Annotated in this window: 12 protein-coding genes and 1 tRNA gene; 7 read left to right on the top strand and 6 right to left on the bottom strand. The window is 43.6% G+C overall.

Features of this window, described 5'->3' with window-relative positions:
- Positions 1-5 precede the first annotated feature (5 nt).
- The 3 genes from ACRD6K_RS02050 (at position 6) to elbB (ending at position 3,011) form a co-directional block, all read left to right on the top strand.
- Positions 6-1,310, top strand: coding sequence for an O-acetylhomoserine aminocarboxypropyltransferase/cysteine synthase family protein (locus tag ACRD6K_RS02050; RefSeq protein WP_430971872.1), 1,305 nt, complete (start codon positions 6-8; stop codon positions 1,308-1,310).
- Positions 1,311-1,367: 57 nt separating this feature from the next.
- Positions 1,368-2,285, top strand: coding sequence for a homoserine O-acetyltransferase MetA (gene metA / locus ACRD6K_RS02045; protein WP_430971871.1), 918 nt, complete (start codon positions 1,368-1,370; stop codon positions 2,283-2,285).
- Between the two features lie 69 nt (positions 2,286-2,354).
- Entirely contained in the window at positions 2,355-3,011 is a 657-nt protein-coding gene (gene elbB, locus ACRD6K_RS02040; protein ID WP_430971870.1) for an isoprenoid biosynthesis glyoxalase ElbB, read from the top strand.
- 117 nt (positions 3,012-3,128) lie between these two features.
- On the opposite strand, the gene ACRD6K_RS02035 is transcribed toward elbB, so the two are convergent.
- Complete coding sequence (locus ACRD6K_RS02035) at positions 3,129-5,066, bottom strand: OmpA family protein (RefSeq protein ID WP_430971869.1); 1,938 nt, start codon at positions 5,064-5,066, stop codon at positions 3,129-3,131.
- A 239-nt stretch (positions 5,067-5,305) separates the two neighbouring features.
- On the opposite strand from ACRD6K_RS02035, the gene ACRD6K_RS02030 reads away from it, so the two are divergent.
- Entirely contained in the window at positions 5,306-6,502 is a 1,197-nt protein-coding gene (locus tag ACRD6K_RS02030; protein WP_430971868.1) for a hypothetical protein, read from the top strand.
- 31 nt (positions 6,503-6,533) lie between these two features.
- On the opposite strand, the gene ACRD6K_RS02025 is transcribed toward ACRD6K_RS02030, so the two are convergent.
- Together ACRD6K_RS02025 and ACRD6K_RS02020 are read right to left on the bottom strand one after the other, a co-directional pair.
- Positions 6,534-6,923, bottom strand: a complete 390-nt coding sequence (locus tag ACRD6K_RS02025; protein WP_299577523.1) for a response regulator — start codon at positions 6,921-6,923, stop codon at positions 6,534-6,536.
- A 182-nt stretch (positions 6,924-7,105) separates the two neighbouring features.
- Positions 7,106-7,708: a thioredoxin family protein gene (locus tag ACRD6K_RS02020; protein ID WP_430971867.1), complete on the bottom strand. Its 603-nt coding sequence runs from the start codon at positions 7,706-7,708 to the stop codon at positions 7,106-7,108.
- A 78-nt stretch (positions 7,709-7,786) separates the two neighbouring features.
- On the opposite strand from ACRD6K_RS02020, the gene pdxH reads away from it, so the two are divergent.
- Both pdxH and ACRD6K_RS02010 read left to right on the top strand, forming a co-directional pair.
- Positions 7,787-8,419, top strand: a complete 633-nt coding sequence (pdxH, locus tag ACRD6K_RS02015; RefSeq protein WP_430971866.1) for a pyridoxamine 5'-phosphate oxidase — start codon at positions 7,787-7,789, stop codon at positions 8,417-8,419.
- 47 nt (positions 8,420-8,466) lie between these two features.
- Positions 8,467-9,360 carry a DUF72 domain-containing protein gene (locus tag ACRD6K_RS02010; RefSeq protein ID WP_430971865.1) on the top strand — a complete coding sequence of 298 codons (894 nt, stop codon included), beginning with the start codon at positions 8,467-8,469 and terminating at the stop codon, positions 9,358-9,360.
- 49 nt (positions 9,361-9,409) lie between these two features.
- Here the strand turns inward: ACRD6K_RS02010 and ACRD6K_RS02005 are convergent, their stop codons facing one another.
- Positions 9,410-10,111, bottom strand: a complete 702-nt coding sequence (locus ACRD6K_RS02005; RefSeq protein ID WP_430971864.1) for an NUDIX hydrolase — start codon at positions 10,109-10,111, stop codon at positions 9,410-9,412.
- Between the two features lie 356 nt (positions 10,112-10,467).
- On the opposite strand from ACRD6K_RS02005, the gene ACRD6K_RS02000 reads away from it, so the two are divergent.
- Positions 10,468-10,553 (top strand) — tRNA-Leu (locus tag ACRD6K_RS02000).
- A gap of 136 nt (positions 10,554-10,689) precedes the next feature.
- Here ACRD6K_RS02000 and ACRD6K_RS01995 read toward each other — a convergent pair.
- Both ACRD6K_RS01995 and ACRD6K_RS01990 read right to left on the bottom strand, forming a co-directional pair.
- Positions 10,690-13,200, bottom strand: coding sequence for a glutaminase domain-containing protein (locus tag ACRD6K_RS01995; protein ID WP_430971863.1), 2,511 nt, complete (start codon positions 13,198-13,200; stop codon positions 10,690-10,692).
- A 58-nt stretch (positions 13,201-13,258) separates the two neighbouring features.
- Positions 13,259-14,716 (bottom strand): sulfatase-like hydrolase/transferase, encoded by a 1,458-nt coding sequence (locus ACRD6K_RS01990; RefSeq protein ID WP_430971862.1) that lies wholly within the window; start codon positions 14,714-14,716, stop codon positions 13,259-13,261.
- Positions 14,717-14,818 lie beyond the last annotated feature (102 nt).

Here is a 14,818-nt window from a genome sequence, read left to right as displayed (position 1 = left end):
GTAACATGACTACCGAAAATTTAAAATTTGAGACCCTGCAACAACACGCAGGGCAACAGCCCGATCCAACCACCGGGTCCAGGGCTGTGCCGATTTACCAAACCACTTCCTACGTATTTAACGATGCTGACCATGCAGCCAACCTTTTTGCCCTTAAGGAGTTTGGCAACATCTACACCCGCATCATGAACCCCACTTCGGATGTATTTGAACAGCGCATGGCGGCACTCGAAGGTGGTGTTGGGGCCTTGGCTGTTGCCTCCGGACATGCTGCTCAATTTTTGGTTTTCAACACCTTGCTTGAGCAGGGCGATAACTTTGTGAGCTCCCCCTATCTCTACGGTGGTTCTTACAATCAATTCACCGTATCTTTCAAGCGCCAGGGCATTGACGCACGACTGGCTAAAGACTTGCAACCGGAGTCGTTTGAAAAACTGATTGATGAAAAAACCAAAGCCATTTACGTAGAAACCATCGGAAACCCGGCTTTTGCTATTCCCGATTTTGATGCGCTGGCTGCTTTGGCTAAAAAATACGATATCCCTTTCATTGTTGACAACACCTTTGCCGGAGCCGGTTATTTGTTCCGCCCCATCGAGCATGGTGCCAACATTGTGGTTGAATCGGCCACCAAATGGATTGGAGGACACGGAACCAGCATTGGCGGTGTAATTGTTGATGGTGGAAATTACAACTGGGGCAATGGCAAGTTCCCCGGATTCACGGAGCCCTCACCTGGCTACCATGGCCTGAAATACTGGGACATCTTTAACTTTAACGGCCCCTTTGGCAACATCGCTTTCATTACAAAAGCACGGGTTGAAGGCTTGCGTGATTTTGGTCCGGCCATCAGCCCTTTTAACTCCTTTTTATTGCTGCAAGGATTGGAAACCTTATCTTTGCGACTCGACAGACACGTAGCCAATGCACAGGCACTGGCCGAGTGGTTGGAAAAACATCCGAAAGTTGAGGCGGTAAACTATCCAGGCTTAAAAAGCAGCCCGGATTACGAACTGGCTAAAAAATATTTGCCTAAAGGCCCGGGAAGCATGCTTTCCTTTGTAGTAAAAGGCGATGTGGAAGATGCGAAAAAAGTTGTTGACAGCCTGAAACTAGTCAGTCACCTGGCCAATGTTGGAGACACTAAAACACTCATCATCCAGCCAGCGGCAACCACGCATCAGCAACTATCGCCCGAAGCCCAATTGGCAGCAGGCGTTTTACCATCACAACTGCGTGTTTCTGTTGGAATTGAACACATTGACGATATTATTGGAGACTTTGAACAAGCCTTCAGTCAATTGAAATAAAATGAACACTTTCCCGGGTGCTTCAAGCGCATCCGGGAAGTTATATAACTTGAAAAGATGCCATTAAATATTCCAGATCAACTGCCCGCTATTGAGCTGCTTCGCGAAGAAAACATTTTCGTGATTGATAAAACAAGAGCTTCTCATCAGGATATCCGTCCGTTGAAAATTGTCATTTTAAATCTGATGCCCTTAAAAATTTCGACGGAAACCGACTTGCTGCGTTTGCTTTCAAACACCCCACTTCAGGTTGAAATTGATTTCCTGAAGATCAAGGGACACAAGCATAAAAATACGTCGGCCAAGCACATGAAGACGTTTTACACCACCTTCGATAAGATCAGGAATAACAAGTACGATGGCATGATCATTACCGGTGCTCCGGTTGAACAAATTCCTTTTGAGGAGGTGACTTACTGGGAGGAAATAAAGGAAATCATGGATTGGTCGGTGCATCATGTCACCTCGTCCATGTTCATTTGCTGGGGCTCACAAGCCAGTCTTTATCATTTTTATGGCATTCCGAAATACGATCTGGATAAAAAAATGTTTGGAGTCTTCAAGCATCGGGTGTCAGATAACAAACTGCCCATCTTCAGGGGCTTTGATGATGAGTATTACGTACCCCATTCCCGACACACTGAAATCCGCAAAGAAGATATTGACCGGGTACCCGAGCTCGAAATTATTTCTTCCTCTGAAGAATCCGGGATCAACATGCTTATGGCCAAAAACGGCCGGCAGTTTTTCATCACCGGGCACTCGGAATATTCGCGAAACACCTTGCGCAATGAGTACCTTCGCGACCTCGAAAAAAATCTACCGATCGAAGTGCCAAAGAACTATTTCCCAGGTGATGATCCCTCGGAAAAACCATCAATGAAGTGGCGCTCGGCAGCAAACCTGCTGTTCACCAATTGGCTGAACTATTACGTTTATCAGGAAACGCCTTATAACCTGGACGATATTGGCTAAGGCACTTTTCGCTCCTTTCATCGTTCTCAAAATTTCATTATTTTTAAACGAATTAAAAAATGAAATACGATGTCCGAAAAGAAAAAAATAGCCGTCGTTCTCTCCGGAAGCGGCGTTTATGATGGAGCAGAAATTCATGAAGCAACCTTAACCATGCTGGCCATTGCCCGCCAGGGAGCCAGCTACGAAATCTTTGCTCCCAATATTGAGCAGGCTCATGTGATCAATCACCTTACGGGAGAGGAAATGCCCGAAACCCGCAATGTCTTGGTTGAATCAGCCCGCATAGCACGTGGACAAATAGCCGATTTAAGTACTTACCAAGCCCATGCATTTGACGCACTGGTATTTCCCGGTGGCTTTGGTGCAGCCAAGAACCTCTGTACTTTTGCCTTCGAAGGCCCGGAATGCCAAGTCAACCCGGATGTTCAAAAGGCTGTGGAGCAAACCGTTCAGGCCGAAAAACCCATTGGAGCACTATGCATTACTCCGGCAGTAATCACCCGAATTCTGAAAGATGTAAAAGTAACCATTGGAAATGACTCGGGCACCGCTGGCGCCATCGAACGTATGGGCGGAACGCATGCCAACGCTACCCATGGCGAAGTGATCTTCGATTCAAAATACAAGGTTTACAGCACCCCCTGCTACATGCTGGATTCCACCATCGATCAAATTGCTGATGGGGCTGACAATATTATTCAGGCCATCCTGAAGTCTCTTTAACCTGGGAATCTTTCCAGGAAGAACACCTGAAATTGTCCTTCAGGTCAGAAAAAATAAACCTTTATTGGGCGGTTCTGCAACCAGCTTAAGTTTCAATTTTGTCTGGCCTGAAGTAATTTACTCTTTAGCTACAATCTTAAATTCAGTCCGGCGGTTTTGGGCCCGCCCTTCTTCTGTTTCATTGCTGCCAACCGGCTCTGAAAAGCCATAGCCCTGGTAAGTTAAGCGGGAACCGTCCACTCCGTTCTCAAGCAAGTAATTATAAACCGCCTTAGCCCGGTTTTCCGACAGTTCCTGATTCATCTTCTCGCCACCAACCGAATCCGTATGTCCGCCGATTTCAATCTTTACTTTCGGATTATTGATCAAAAAAGCAGCTAACTGATTCAGTTCAGCTTTCGACTGACTCAACAAGGTGTATTTTCCGGTTTCAAAAAAGATATTTCGAAGCACCGTAACATTTCCGATTTCAATGGCTTGCAAAGGAATATCCAGCAAGATCGGGTCTGAGACCTGACGAACCTGTTTCAAGGCAAAATTCTCAGAATGGAACAAATAGCCCGGTTTGGAAACATTAAAGGCATAGGTTTTTCCCAAAGGCAGGCACATCAAGAACTCACCTTTTTCCCAACACGATTCGGTGGTTGAAACAACCCGGTTGGCATCCACATCAATCAGCTCAATTTGGGCGCACAAAGGCTGATGGCTAAACGAATCATACACCAGTCCCTGCACATAGGAAACCGCTGTTGGACGAATATTGGGCGGCAATACAAACTGGTAAATATCCAGCCCTGCAGAACCGGGCCGATCAGACGAAAAATAAGCATATTCTCCAGCTGCATTTACAATCAGTCCCTGCTCATCTTTGTTGGTGTTGATTGGATAGCCCAGGTTTTCCGGCTTTTGCCACACCGAATCTCCATCAAAGGTGGCGTAGAAAATATCGGAACCTCCCAAGCCCAAATGCGTATCTGAGGCAAAATAAAGGGTTTTTCCATCCGCATGAATAAAAGGCGAAGTTTCATTGCCCGATGTGTTAATGGAGTCGCCCAGGTTTTCAGCCTCACTCCAGCGCGGTCTCCCCGTCGGACTGAATCCGTTTAAACGGCATCGCCAGATATCCATCCCTCCTTTTCCTCCTTTGCGGTTGCTGGCAAAGTACAAGTACTCGCCATTCGCTGTAATTGAGGGTTGCGACTCCCAGGCTCCGGAGCTTACCGGCTCGCCCGCATTTTGAGGAACAGACCAGCTTCCCCCATGGTTTCTGGAATAATAAATATCGCAACTTCCATAGCCATCATTTCGTGTACAAGCCGTAAAAAACAACAGTTTTCCGTCGGCAGAAATACTTTGTGCCCCTTCATTATTGCGGGTATTGATTGTGGTCATTGGCTTGGCTTCCTGCCATTCGCCCTCCTTCAAATGCGACAGGTAAAAATCTTCCTGATAATGGCGGCTTGCTGCTGAGGCTCCTTGAGGCGGCATCAGTCGGGTAAATACCATCGTCTTGCCGTCAACAGTAAGGCTGGGCCAATAGTCATTGTATTCCGAATTGACTTTATCTCCAAGGTTCACCGCATCCATCTCAATCGCCTGGGCACGCATGTCGAGGGCAAACCGACAAAGCGGTATTTTTTCCGAAGCTTTGGCATAAAACGGATGGTCAGTAGATTCTTCCGACAAAAAAGCCTGAAAAGCCTCCAGCGCCCGTTGGTATTTTCCCATCCGGTAACAGGTATTTCCAAGCACATAATTGATTTTAGCCGATTGGTCGGAGTCAAGTGCAAGTGCTCTTTCCAAGGCAACAACCTGCATACTGTCTTGCTTCATTTCGCCATAAATATCGGCCATAAGCAGCAGGGCCTCTACAAACTGGGCATCAGCACGCAAGGCTTTTTCCAGCTCTTCAACAGCTTGCTGATTATCCTGCTGGTGATAAGCAGTGGTGGCACTCTCAAAGTATTTTTTTGCTTTCTTGCTGCTTGTTGAAAGTTGCTGTCCTTGCAGCCCTAAAGCCAGCAACAGCGCCATGATTGTGCTGAGTAGTTTCATACCAAAAAGTTAATTAATAACCGGTTGTTCTGAATCGCAAGCAACTCGACCAGCCTGCCTTTTTAGAGTTTTATTTCACAAAACATTGGTGAAGATACCATTAATCCTGAAGGAATTTAAACTGAAACCGAAAAATCAGTTTAACAAATGTTTGCCCAACCAATCAAAAAGCTATCCTCAAATAGTAAGTTTAAAACGATAGAATATGTCTATTTTTGACATCTAAAATAAAAACCGTTTTGAGTACCTTACGAAAGATATTCCATTTCAACCCGACCTGTGAACTGGCTTTGGTCAATGGCTCACCCTATTACCAGGCGCCGGCTTTGCTGCGCCAGTTTGAGGAAGAGCTTGCTCCCATCATGCTTTTTTTTGCCACAGCCAATGACCATGTGTTGAAAGAAAACCCGATTTCAGAAGACTTTAAAAACCAACTGAACTTACTCGGACTTCCTGCCAACTCGATTGTGTCCCGGAAAGAATCGTTGGAAATTGTACAGCACGAACCAGTCCTCCTCCATCCTTGGGGCTGGAGTCCGGCCGAAAGCAACTATTTATCCGCTTACACACAGCCGGCCGAACGCGATGATCTGACCCACCATCTTGCCAATAGCAATCTTTTTGAGCGTAAACATGCGGTTAGTTTTTGTCATGAACTGATGGCAGAACATCCTCTTGATATATTTCCGGAAGAAGAAAAGCGCCCAAGACTAATTCAGGATTTACCTGCGATTGAAGTATTTCTGAATCAGCATAAACAGATTGTACTTAAAACGCCACTAAGCTCGAGTGGACGTGGCCTGCAAGTGATTCGGAAACAACAGTTGAATGAATCCAACAAACGCTGGATAAAAACCATGCTTGATCAGCAGGGTTACCTGGTTGCCGAACCTTTATTTCAGAAGAAAACAGACTTATCGTTTCAATTTCAATTGAAAGCTTCCGGTGAATTGGTCTATCACGGTATCAGCTATTTTGAAACCAATAGCAATGGGCAGTACCAGGGTCATCATATCAATCCTTCGTCCAGCATCAGCAATCGTTATTTTTCAAAAGAAACCTTGGCAGATGTTGCCCAGTTGCTGAAGAACCAGCTCAAAAAAAGCAACTATTATAAGCAATATCAAGGATTTATAGGCATCGATGCGCTGATCTATGAAACGGAAGGTAAAATAAAATTGCAGGCCTGTCTTGAAATTAATCCGCGATTCAATATGGGAATCCTAAGTCAAAAAATTTCTCAAAAGCTTCATCCCGAAAGCCAGGGCATGTATCAAACCTATTTCCATCCTAAAATCAGTTATAAAAAATTCGTGGAAGAACAGGCAAAAAAAAATCCGCCACTAATGGCAGATCTTCGTCTTCAAAAAGGCTTTGTGTCACTCAGCTCGCCTAGGGATAACAGTAAATTTGGGGCCTACCTGCTACTTGATTAAAAAGAGGGAGCAAATACGTACAGTAGAAATATCATTTTGCCAAGTAGCGCTCCAGCACCTCGACCAAGGCCGTCAACCGAATTGGTTTGGCCAAAAACTCATCACAGCCGGCTTCTTTGCTCCGGGAATCTTCTCCGGATAAAATGTAGGCACTTTGCGCAATAACCGGCACTTCGGGGCGAATTGATTTGATCATTTTAGTTGCTTCAAAGCCATTCATCTCAGGCATATTCAAATCCATCAGTACCAAGTCAATTTGTTTGTTTTCACGAAACAGCTGAATGGCCTCTTCCCCATTCCGGGCCATGATGGATAAAGCCCCTTGCTTGCGTAAGGCTGCCTTGAAATAACTGGCACTAACCTCATTATCTTCAACAACAAGAATCGTTTTACCGGACAAATCAGCGTTCATACTGGTCATAGCCATTAACTTTTTTTTGAAAAATAAGCAAAAAAACGGAGTATCACACCAAGTTCTATTCTGGAACACATTCTGCCCTTCCCCGGCAGAACGAACTTACCTTCTTATCCATCCATTCCTTTTCTTAAGACTTCAATTTTTATTCAATAAAAAAACCGAAGAAGCTACTCCGGTTTCAGTATTTAATCCAGTTTTCGTTTGATGCTGCAGCCAACCGGCTTGGTTTCTGATTCTGCAATCGCCTCCCCCGCAACCAAACTATGAATCGCTGCTTTCAGATAAGCCTTTTTAACCTTCGAAGCATCATCGTAGTTATCATCAATGGCCCCTTTGTAAACCAATTTGTAATCTTTATCAAATAGGAAAACATGAGGTGTGGTTTGACCTCCAAAGGCATTGGCCAGCAAACTGTTTTTATCAACCAGGTAAGGAAAATTGTATGCTTGTTCCTTGGCATGTTGCTGCATCGCTTCATAGGAGTCTACCCCATTGCGATTGTTGTAATTGGAGTTTAAGACCACTAAACCCACATCGTGGTCATCAGCCCATTGCTTTAAGCCATTGTATCGTCCTTCCCACTTTTTAACAAACGGACAGGTATTGGACGAAAAAATAACCACCAGGCCATTGGCATCCCTGACATCGTCAAGCGATAGTTTTTCGCCTGACACATCCAACATCTTTACGGAGGTGTGCTCGGCACGATCGCCAACCTGTAACTTGGAGTCTCCTGCTAAAGCCAGAAAACCCGACAAAATCAAAATAAACGAGAATAAGGTTTTCATATCTACAATTGTATTGGTTATGAAAGAATAACAAAACCTTTTTCCAACTTGTTTGTAAATATGCTTAAACAAATGTAAATGCTACGAGATATCCGCAATAATTATCAAAAACACAAACTGGAGGAAACCGACTTGCCAGCCCAGCCCTTTGAGCTGTTCAAGCGTTGGCTGGAGGAGGCGATCAGGAGCGAGGTTGATGAGCCGACAGCTATGACTTTATCCACCGTATCCGACGGAATGCCAGATTCCCGCATTGTGTTGCTAAAAGAAGTGCTGGACGACCGCTTTATTTTCTTCACCAACTACAGCAGTTCCAAGTCCCTCCAAATGAAGGCCAATCCTCAGGTGGCCCTCAACTTTTTTTGGCCCGAACTGGAACGACAAGTGCGTGTAAAAGGAGTCGTTTCCAAAGTAGATGAAGCGCTTTCTGAAGCATATTTTCAATCCAGGCCACGCGAGAGCCAGTTGGGAGCTTGGGCATCAGCACAAAGCCAACCAGTAAACGGACGCAAAGAGTTGGAGCAAAACTTCCACAAGCTGGAAACACAGTTTGAAGGGAAAGTCATCCCCAAGCCCAAACATTGGGGGGGCTTTCAGGTTGAAGCCCTGGAAATTGAATTTTGGCAGGGACGCCCCGGAAGACTTCATGATCGGATTCGCTATTACAACCGGCAACAAGGGCAATGGGAGTTCAAACGACTGTCTCCCTGAAAACAAATGATACTTTCAATTTCTAACAAAAATCATCATACCGTAAAATGAAATTTGGACAAGTTGACCAACCCGATGAGGTAGATTTCACCCTTCCCCAAGATCACCCGGATACCCACGTCACCCTGAAGAAGGAAAAGGGAAATAAAAACCTGCAAATTTATGTTGGTTGTGCCAAGTGGAACCGGCAGGATCTAAAGAAATTTTATCCGCGCGGAACCAAAGATGAACTGGCTTATTACGCCACTCAGTTTAACTCCATTGAGCTAAACGCCACTTTCTACCGTATGTTTGGAGCCGACCAAATGAGAACCTGGTATGCCAAAACACCTCCTCATTTCAAGTTTTTCCCGAAAGTAACGCAGTCCATAAGTCACATGCGACGCTTAAACAAGGTGGAACAACTGACGGAAGAATATTGCGATAATATCATTCAGTTAGAGGAAAAGCTCGGCATGGTTTTTCTGCAGTTGCACAATAACTTTGGGTACAAAAATTTTGACAGGCTTCAAGCCTTCCTCAAAAAATTTCCCAAAGCGATTCCTTTGGCTACAGAAGTTCGCCATCCGGAATGGTTTGGCAATCCCCAAATTGCCAATGACTATTTTTCTTTATTGGAAAAACACGGTGTTACCAATATTCTGGTTGATACGGCTGGCCGCCGCGATCTGCTGCACATGCGATTAACCACTCCTACCGCTTTTGTGCGCTATGTTGGTGCCAATCATCCCGCCAGCGAATACAAGCGATTGGAGGACTGGGTATCACGGCTTGGAGAATGGGTGGACCAAGGACTTCAAAACATTTACTTTTTTGTGCATCAAAACCTGGAAAAAGAATCGCCAACGCTTTCTGCTTACTTTATCCATAAGCTAAACGAACGGCTGGGAACCAATTTAAAACCGCCTCTAGTACCAAATAAAAACGGGAGTCTGTTTTAAAAACTCCCGCTTTTTATTTTGATGTAAACTTATCCTTTTTTTCCTGTCATCAGAGCTTTACAATGCGTCCAATAGCCATTTCCTGGCTGCTTTTTTCCAGGCAGGTATATAAATAAGCTCCTTTTTTCGATTCACTGGTGTCTTTCGTATTCGATCGTTTTAAGATTCCAAGCGACAATATCTTCTTTCTGAAATTCCCCGGATCCAATTCACGCTGAAAAATGGCTTCATATAAATGACGCAACTGAGTAAGCGTAAACATCTCTGGCAACAGCGCAGCACCCACCAAATGAGCCCCTGCCTTAACCTGCAATTTGCTCAAAGCTTGTTCCACCATTTCGGAATGATCAAAAATCAGTTTTGGCATTTCAAACAACGAATACCAAGCTGCACCATATTCTTTCAGCAGGCTTTCATCGTACCGATCAAGTTGTACAAGCGCATAATAAGCCAAGCTAATCACTCTGGCTGCCTTTTCCCTGTCGGGATTTGTAAAAGCCGCAACCTGCTCCATAAAGATATTATCCAGGCCGGTCGTTTTCTTTAAAATACGCTCAGCAGCCTGGTCAGACGATTCATTTTCCTGAATAAAACCACCCGGCAGTGACCAGTCCCCTTTTGATGGTTCAAAACTACGCGGATATAAAAGCAGTTTCAGTTCTCCCTTGTCATAACCAAATATGACACAGTCCACTGCCACGTAATGTCTCGGATGTTCCTGATACGTCTCTGGTAAAAATTTATCTGGCAACTTCATAATAATTCAAAACTATAAAAGATCCTGCACACATCTTCCTGTTTGTGCAGGATCTTTTGGGATTTTTTACTTCGAAAAGCAAAATTTATAAGTAATCGTTTGCAAAACAAAAATAAAGATCAATTTATAAACAACCACTATCCCTTTTGATATCATCGTCTTATAGCATCCAGCTATTGAGCGAATTTAACGATTGACAAATTTTCGCCACTGGAGATCGAATAATTCCTCTTAAAAGCAGACAAAACAAAGACAATTTTTTTATATTTGCATCGCTTTTAACGAAAAGCCGAATCACCAAATAGCTTATTGTAAGCAATCAAAAAATTGGTTCGAATACAGAGTTTATTGCCCAGATGGTGAAATTGGTAGACACGCCAGCTTGAGGGGCTGGTGACCGCTTTTGGTCGTGCAAGTTCGAGTCTTGTTCTGGGCACTTTTAGAGATTCAAATTAAAACAAAAGCGCTTAAATTCAATTACTTAAGCGCTTTTGTTTTTTTGAGGGACCAAATCAAAAATTGGTTGCGGAAAACAAATAAAACGCATAATGGGGTTCCCTATCTTTGCTTTCTTATTTTTTCTCCAGCATTTTAATAAAATAACCACCTACTACCGAGCGAGCCTGGAATCCAACCTGCGTTGCTGTTGGTGTTTCGTACCAGTCGGTCATCGGGACACGATCAGGCGTTTTAGTAACAAAAGCATATACCGGATCGATAAATTTCTGGAAAGTTTCGGTATCGTCAGCTAAAGTAGCTATCCATACAATCCAGTCTGATTTAGTATACGTTCTGCGGTTATCCAACGGTAAACCGTATGTGTTCTGTTTGGTCAGGTAATAAGCAATTTCTGTTTGAGCCACTTCTTTGGGGAAAATTCCAAGGCCGAGTAGTTTATCCCATACAATGTTGTATTTCTGGCTCCAGGTTCCTGGTTTATCAAACGTTAAGCGATAGTGGTCGCCGTCATCAGCCATTTTCATCCACTCCTGCGCCATACTTTTTGCTTCGGAAGTATATTTTTCAGCGACATCAGTTTTACCCAACATTTCGGCCAGTTTTCCATAACCGGCTATTCCCATAATTGCCTTTGCGGAAAGGTTTACGTTGTGTGCAAAGTGACCAGCAAAATCGTCGGTACAAAGCTGATTTTCCGGATCAAGTCCGTTTTCCATCAGGTAGTCCGCCCAAGTGGTTAATACCTCCCAGTGCTCGGCTGCATAACCAGCATTTCCTTCCACATCGGCAATGGCCGTTGTCAGAATCAGCATGTTACCACATTCTTCAACCGGCATATCGCCTCCGTAAGTTTGTCCGTTGGCTTTCGGATAAGTACCAACATCGTGCGCTGCAAAAGGCTTGGTCCATTTTCCGCTTTCAGAATAATAGAAAATCGGGTTCAGCATTCCTTTTAACAACTCAGGGTTGTATTTCAGGAACAAAGGTGCCGACGGATAAGTAACATCAACGGTCCCAATTGATCCGTTGCTAAAGTTTTCTTTTGAAAGGAAAAGAATATTTCCCTCAGTATCTTTCACCAATTTGTGTGCCGCAATTGCCTGACGGTAAGCCAGCAAACACAAACGTGCATAATTTTCGCCACCTGCAGCCAAAGCTTCGTCGTAAATCTTTTTATCCGCTAGATCGCAACGCTCCATAATACTTTGGTAATCGTTGACAGCAGCAGTTAAAACCTGATCAAAACTCACCTGACCATCTTTTGTCCACCATGCTTTCAGGTTTTCGCCAAAATACTGAATGGATTCGATATCATCGTAAGCAAGCATTACATAACCTTTGGCCGGCTTGGCAGAAACATTTTCGAAAACTTCAGCACACGCCAAAACAGGCATTTCTTTTGAAAGAACAGCAGTGGTTTTATCTTGTCCTGACATCAGTTTTCCGCTTTCAACAAATGTTTTTTTCATATCTGAAAAGTCGCCAACTGCCAGCGCTTTGTCTTCATTGTCAGGCGATGCCAGGTAGAAATATCCCCAATCAATGCGCACATTGTCGCCTTTCTTTTCCAAAACAGGTTGCTGAGTAGTTCCTGTTTTTAAGAAGTTGATGATACCGTTTTTTCCATTTGTTACTTCTACTTCCTGGTTTAACTCGTTAACAGCCCACTCTGGAGTGGCTTCAAAATAAACTTCTACGTGGTGCGATTTTCCGTCGGTTGAAACTGCTTCGTAATTAATGTAGTTTACCGGGCGCGAAAGCAGATCCAAATCGTCCATCAACAGCGGTGAAACAAATTCAACACGCAAATCAACCGGGCCACAGGTAAAATCGTATTTGGTTTGCGTAGCCGTAATTTTCACACTGTTTTGAATTGCTGTTTGCGCAAAAACAGGTTGGATGTCGCTTTCTTTAAAAATTCCAAAATCAACATAAGCCAAACCTCCACGATCCCAGCAATGAGCCGCGATCGTATTCTCGCCACCAATATTCAGTAAGCTTTTATCCAACTTCATCACAACATTGCTTTTGGCACGGTTCCCGGTATTTATAATTTCTTTTCCATTAAGATATAATTCAAAATCGTCGTCGTGCGAATAAACCAGGTACAAATCACTTTCGCTGTTTACTTCAGGCATAGTAAATTCGCGGCGTACCCAGATATGTTCGGTTTCCCACGGCGTAGCCGTTTCTGCGGTATTTGGTGTTCCAAATGCTGCTTTTCCACTTTTCCACGATGCAGCGTTAAAACCCGGTTTTTCCCAACCTGATGCGGGCTTTTTGGTAAGGTATTTTCCTTCCCAGGCTTCGAATTTCGCGCTCGGAACAACCGGCTCGAGCGGAATTTCTTCTTTACCTAGAAAACGATAAGTTTCTCCATCAACACGAACCACGCCAATCAACGAGTGATTTTTACCTGTCCAGTGTTTTACCGGCGTGTCGAATAACTGGTCGGACATTGACCAAGCACTGGTATAAGGATCAATTGTTATTAGCGGGTAAGCCGGCGCGCGGAACTCCTGCCCAGCTTCTTCCTTTTGGATTTCTGACTGGGTGCTGCACGAGCAAAACACTAATCCGGTCAAGATTATTCCTAAAACATTAACTGCAAAAAACTTATTCATAAAAATGTATTTATTATTGTTACTATGGTGATTTGATTACTTTCTGATGATATTTCACCTACTTATGCCTAAAAGTTACCATCTCAACAGGCATTTTTCTTCGCCACGATAGCAGATCTGATGCAAGTTGCCCAGCCAAATCTACATTTTCATCAACAAGATTATTACTCTCTTTGGGATCATCTATCAAGTTAAATAACATTACATTGGTAGAGTCTGTATTCATAAGTAGTTTCCAGTCCCCTTTTCGTATAGCAAGATTTGGCGAGATATTGTCTTTATTTCCTGGTAAAATAGATCCTCCGGGATTACTTGCATATTCCCACATTACCGCAGGAGTTTCGGTCATCATATTCCCTCTGAAAGCGTTGCTTTTATCGGTTCCGTCTATTTCTTTTGGAGGTTCAATTCCGAGTAACGAACAGATAGAAGGAAAAATATCCATAGCAGCTACAACTGTTTCATTATCGACTTGATTGGATGGAAAGTGCCCTTTCCAGAATACAAAAAACGGTTCGCGAATCCCCCCTTCGAACAAGCTCCACTTTCGTCCCGACAATCCACCGGTAAAGCCGGGAGCATAAAGTTCTCCGTCGTAGGCTTCAGGGTAACTTCTTTCCTTATAATAATGAGGCCAATCGGTTGGTCCGTTGTCACTCGCAAACAATATTATGGTATTTTCGAGCTTGCCCATTTTATCCAGCTCTGTAATAAAACGGCCAACTTGTTTATCCAATTCTTCCAGAACCGCAAAAAACTTTTGTTCCCAAGGATTTTTAGTTACTTTCTTCCATTTTTCAACACTGACAGAAGGAGGCAAATGAGGATCATGCACATCATTCGGACACAAATTGATGTAAAATGGTTGTTCGTCGCAATTCCGTATAAAAGTTAGGGCACTGTCGATATAAATAGAAGTTGAAACATGCTTTGGCGCCCATACAATATTTCCTTTTCCAAGTTTAGCACTTGCTTTACTTAATCCATCGTCGGGAAATAAAACCCGGTCTCCAATTCCTTCAAAAGAAACCAATGATTTATCGAAGCCATAATCAGTAGGATATGGAACATCGCCAAGATCTCTGCCTCCGCCCATGTGCCATTTACCAAAATGACCTGTTGCGTAACCATTGTTATGCAGGATACGAGCAAGTGTCATTACTGAAGGATCGAGATAATTGGCCATTGCCCGATTTTCGTTTTCTCTTGAGCCAGCAATGTAGGAATGTATCTTATGCCTCATTGGGTAAGTCCCGGTATTTAATGCGACACGTGATGGGGAACAAATTGGGGAATTTACATAGAAGTTTGTAAATCGAACTCCCTGACTAGCTAAGGCATCAATGTTAGGTGTTTTTACTATCGTGTCACCATAGCAACTTAAATCGCCATAGCCCATATCATCAATAAAAATAATGGCTACATTGGGTTTATTACCTTCTTTTGTGTTTTTATCTTTTTGAGCACAACCATACGCCAAAAAGAAAGTAATACTTAGTATCAGAATCAGCTTCATTTCTGTTATTGTTTAGTAATAATTATCGAGCCTTGTATTTAAATCAGGTATCCAAATCCGGGTTCTCATTTTTTGTCGGAAGTTTTGCATGTACCGATTTTA

Origin of the sequence: Sunxiuqinia rutila (assembly GCF_050589705.1) — a bacterium.
GTDB lineage: Bacteria > Bacteroidota > Bacteroidia > Bacteroidales > Prolixibacteraceae > Sunxiuqinia > Sunxiuqinia rutila.
This window is presented reverse-complemented; position numbering and strand designations above follow the sequence as displayed.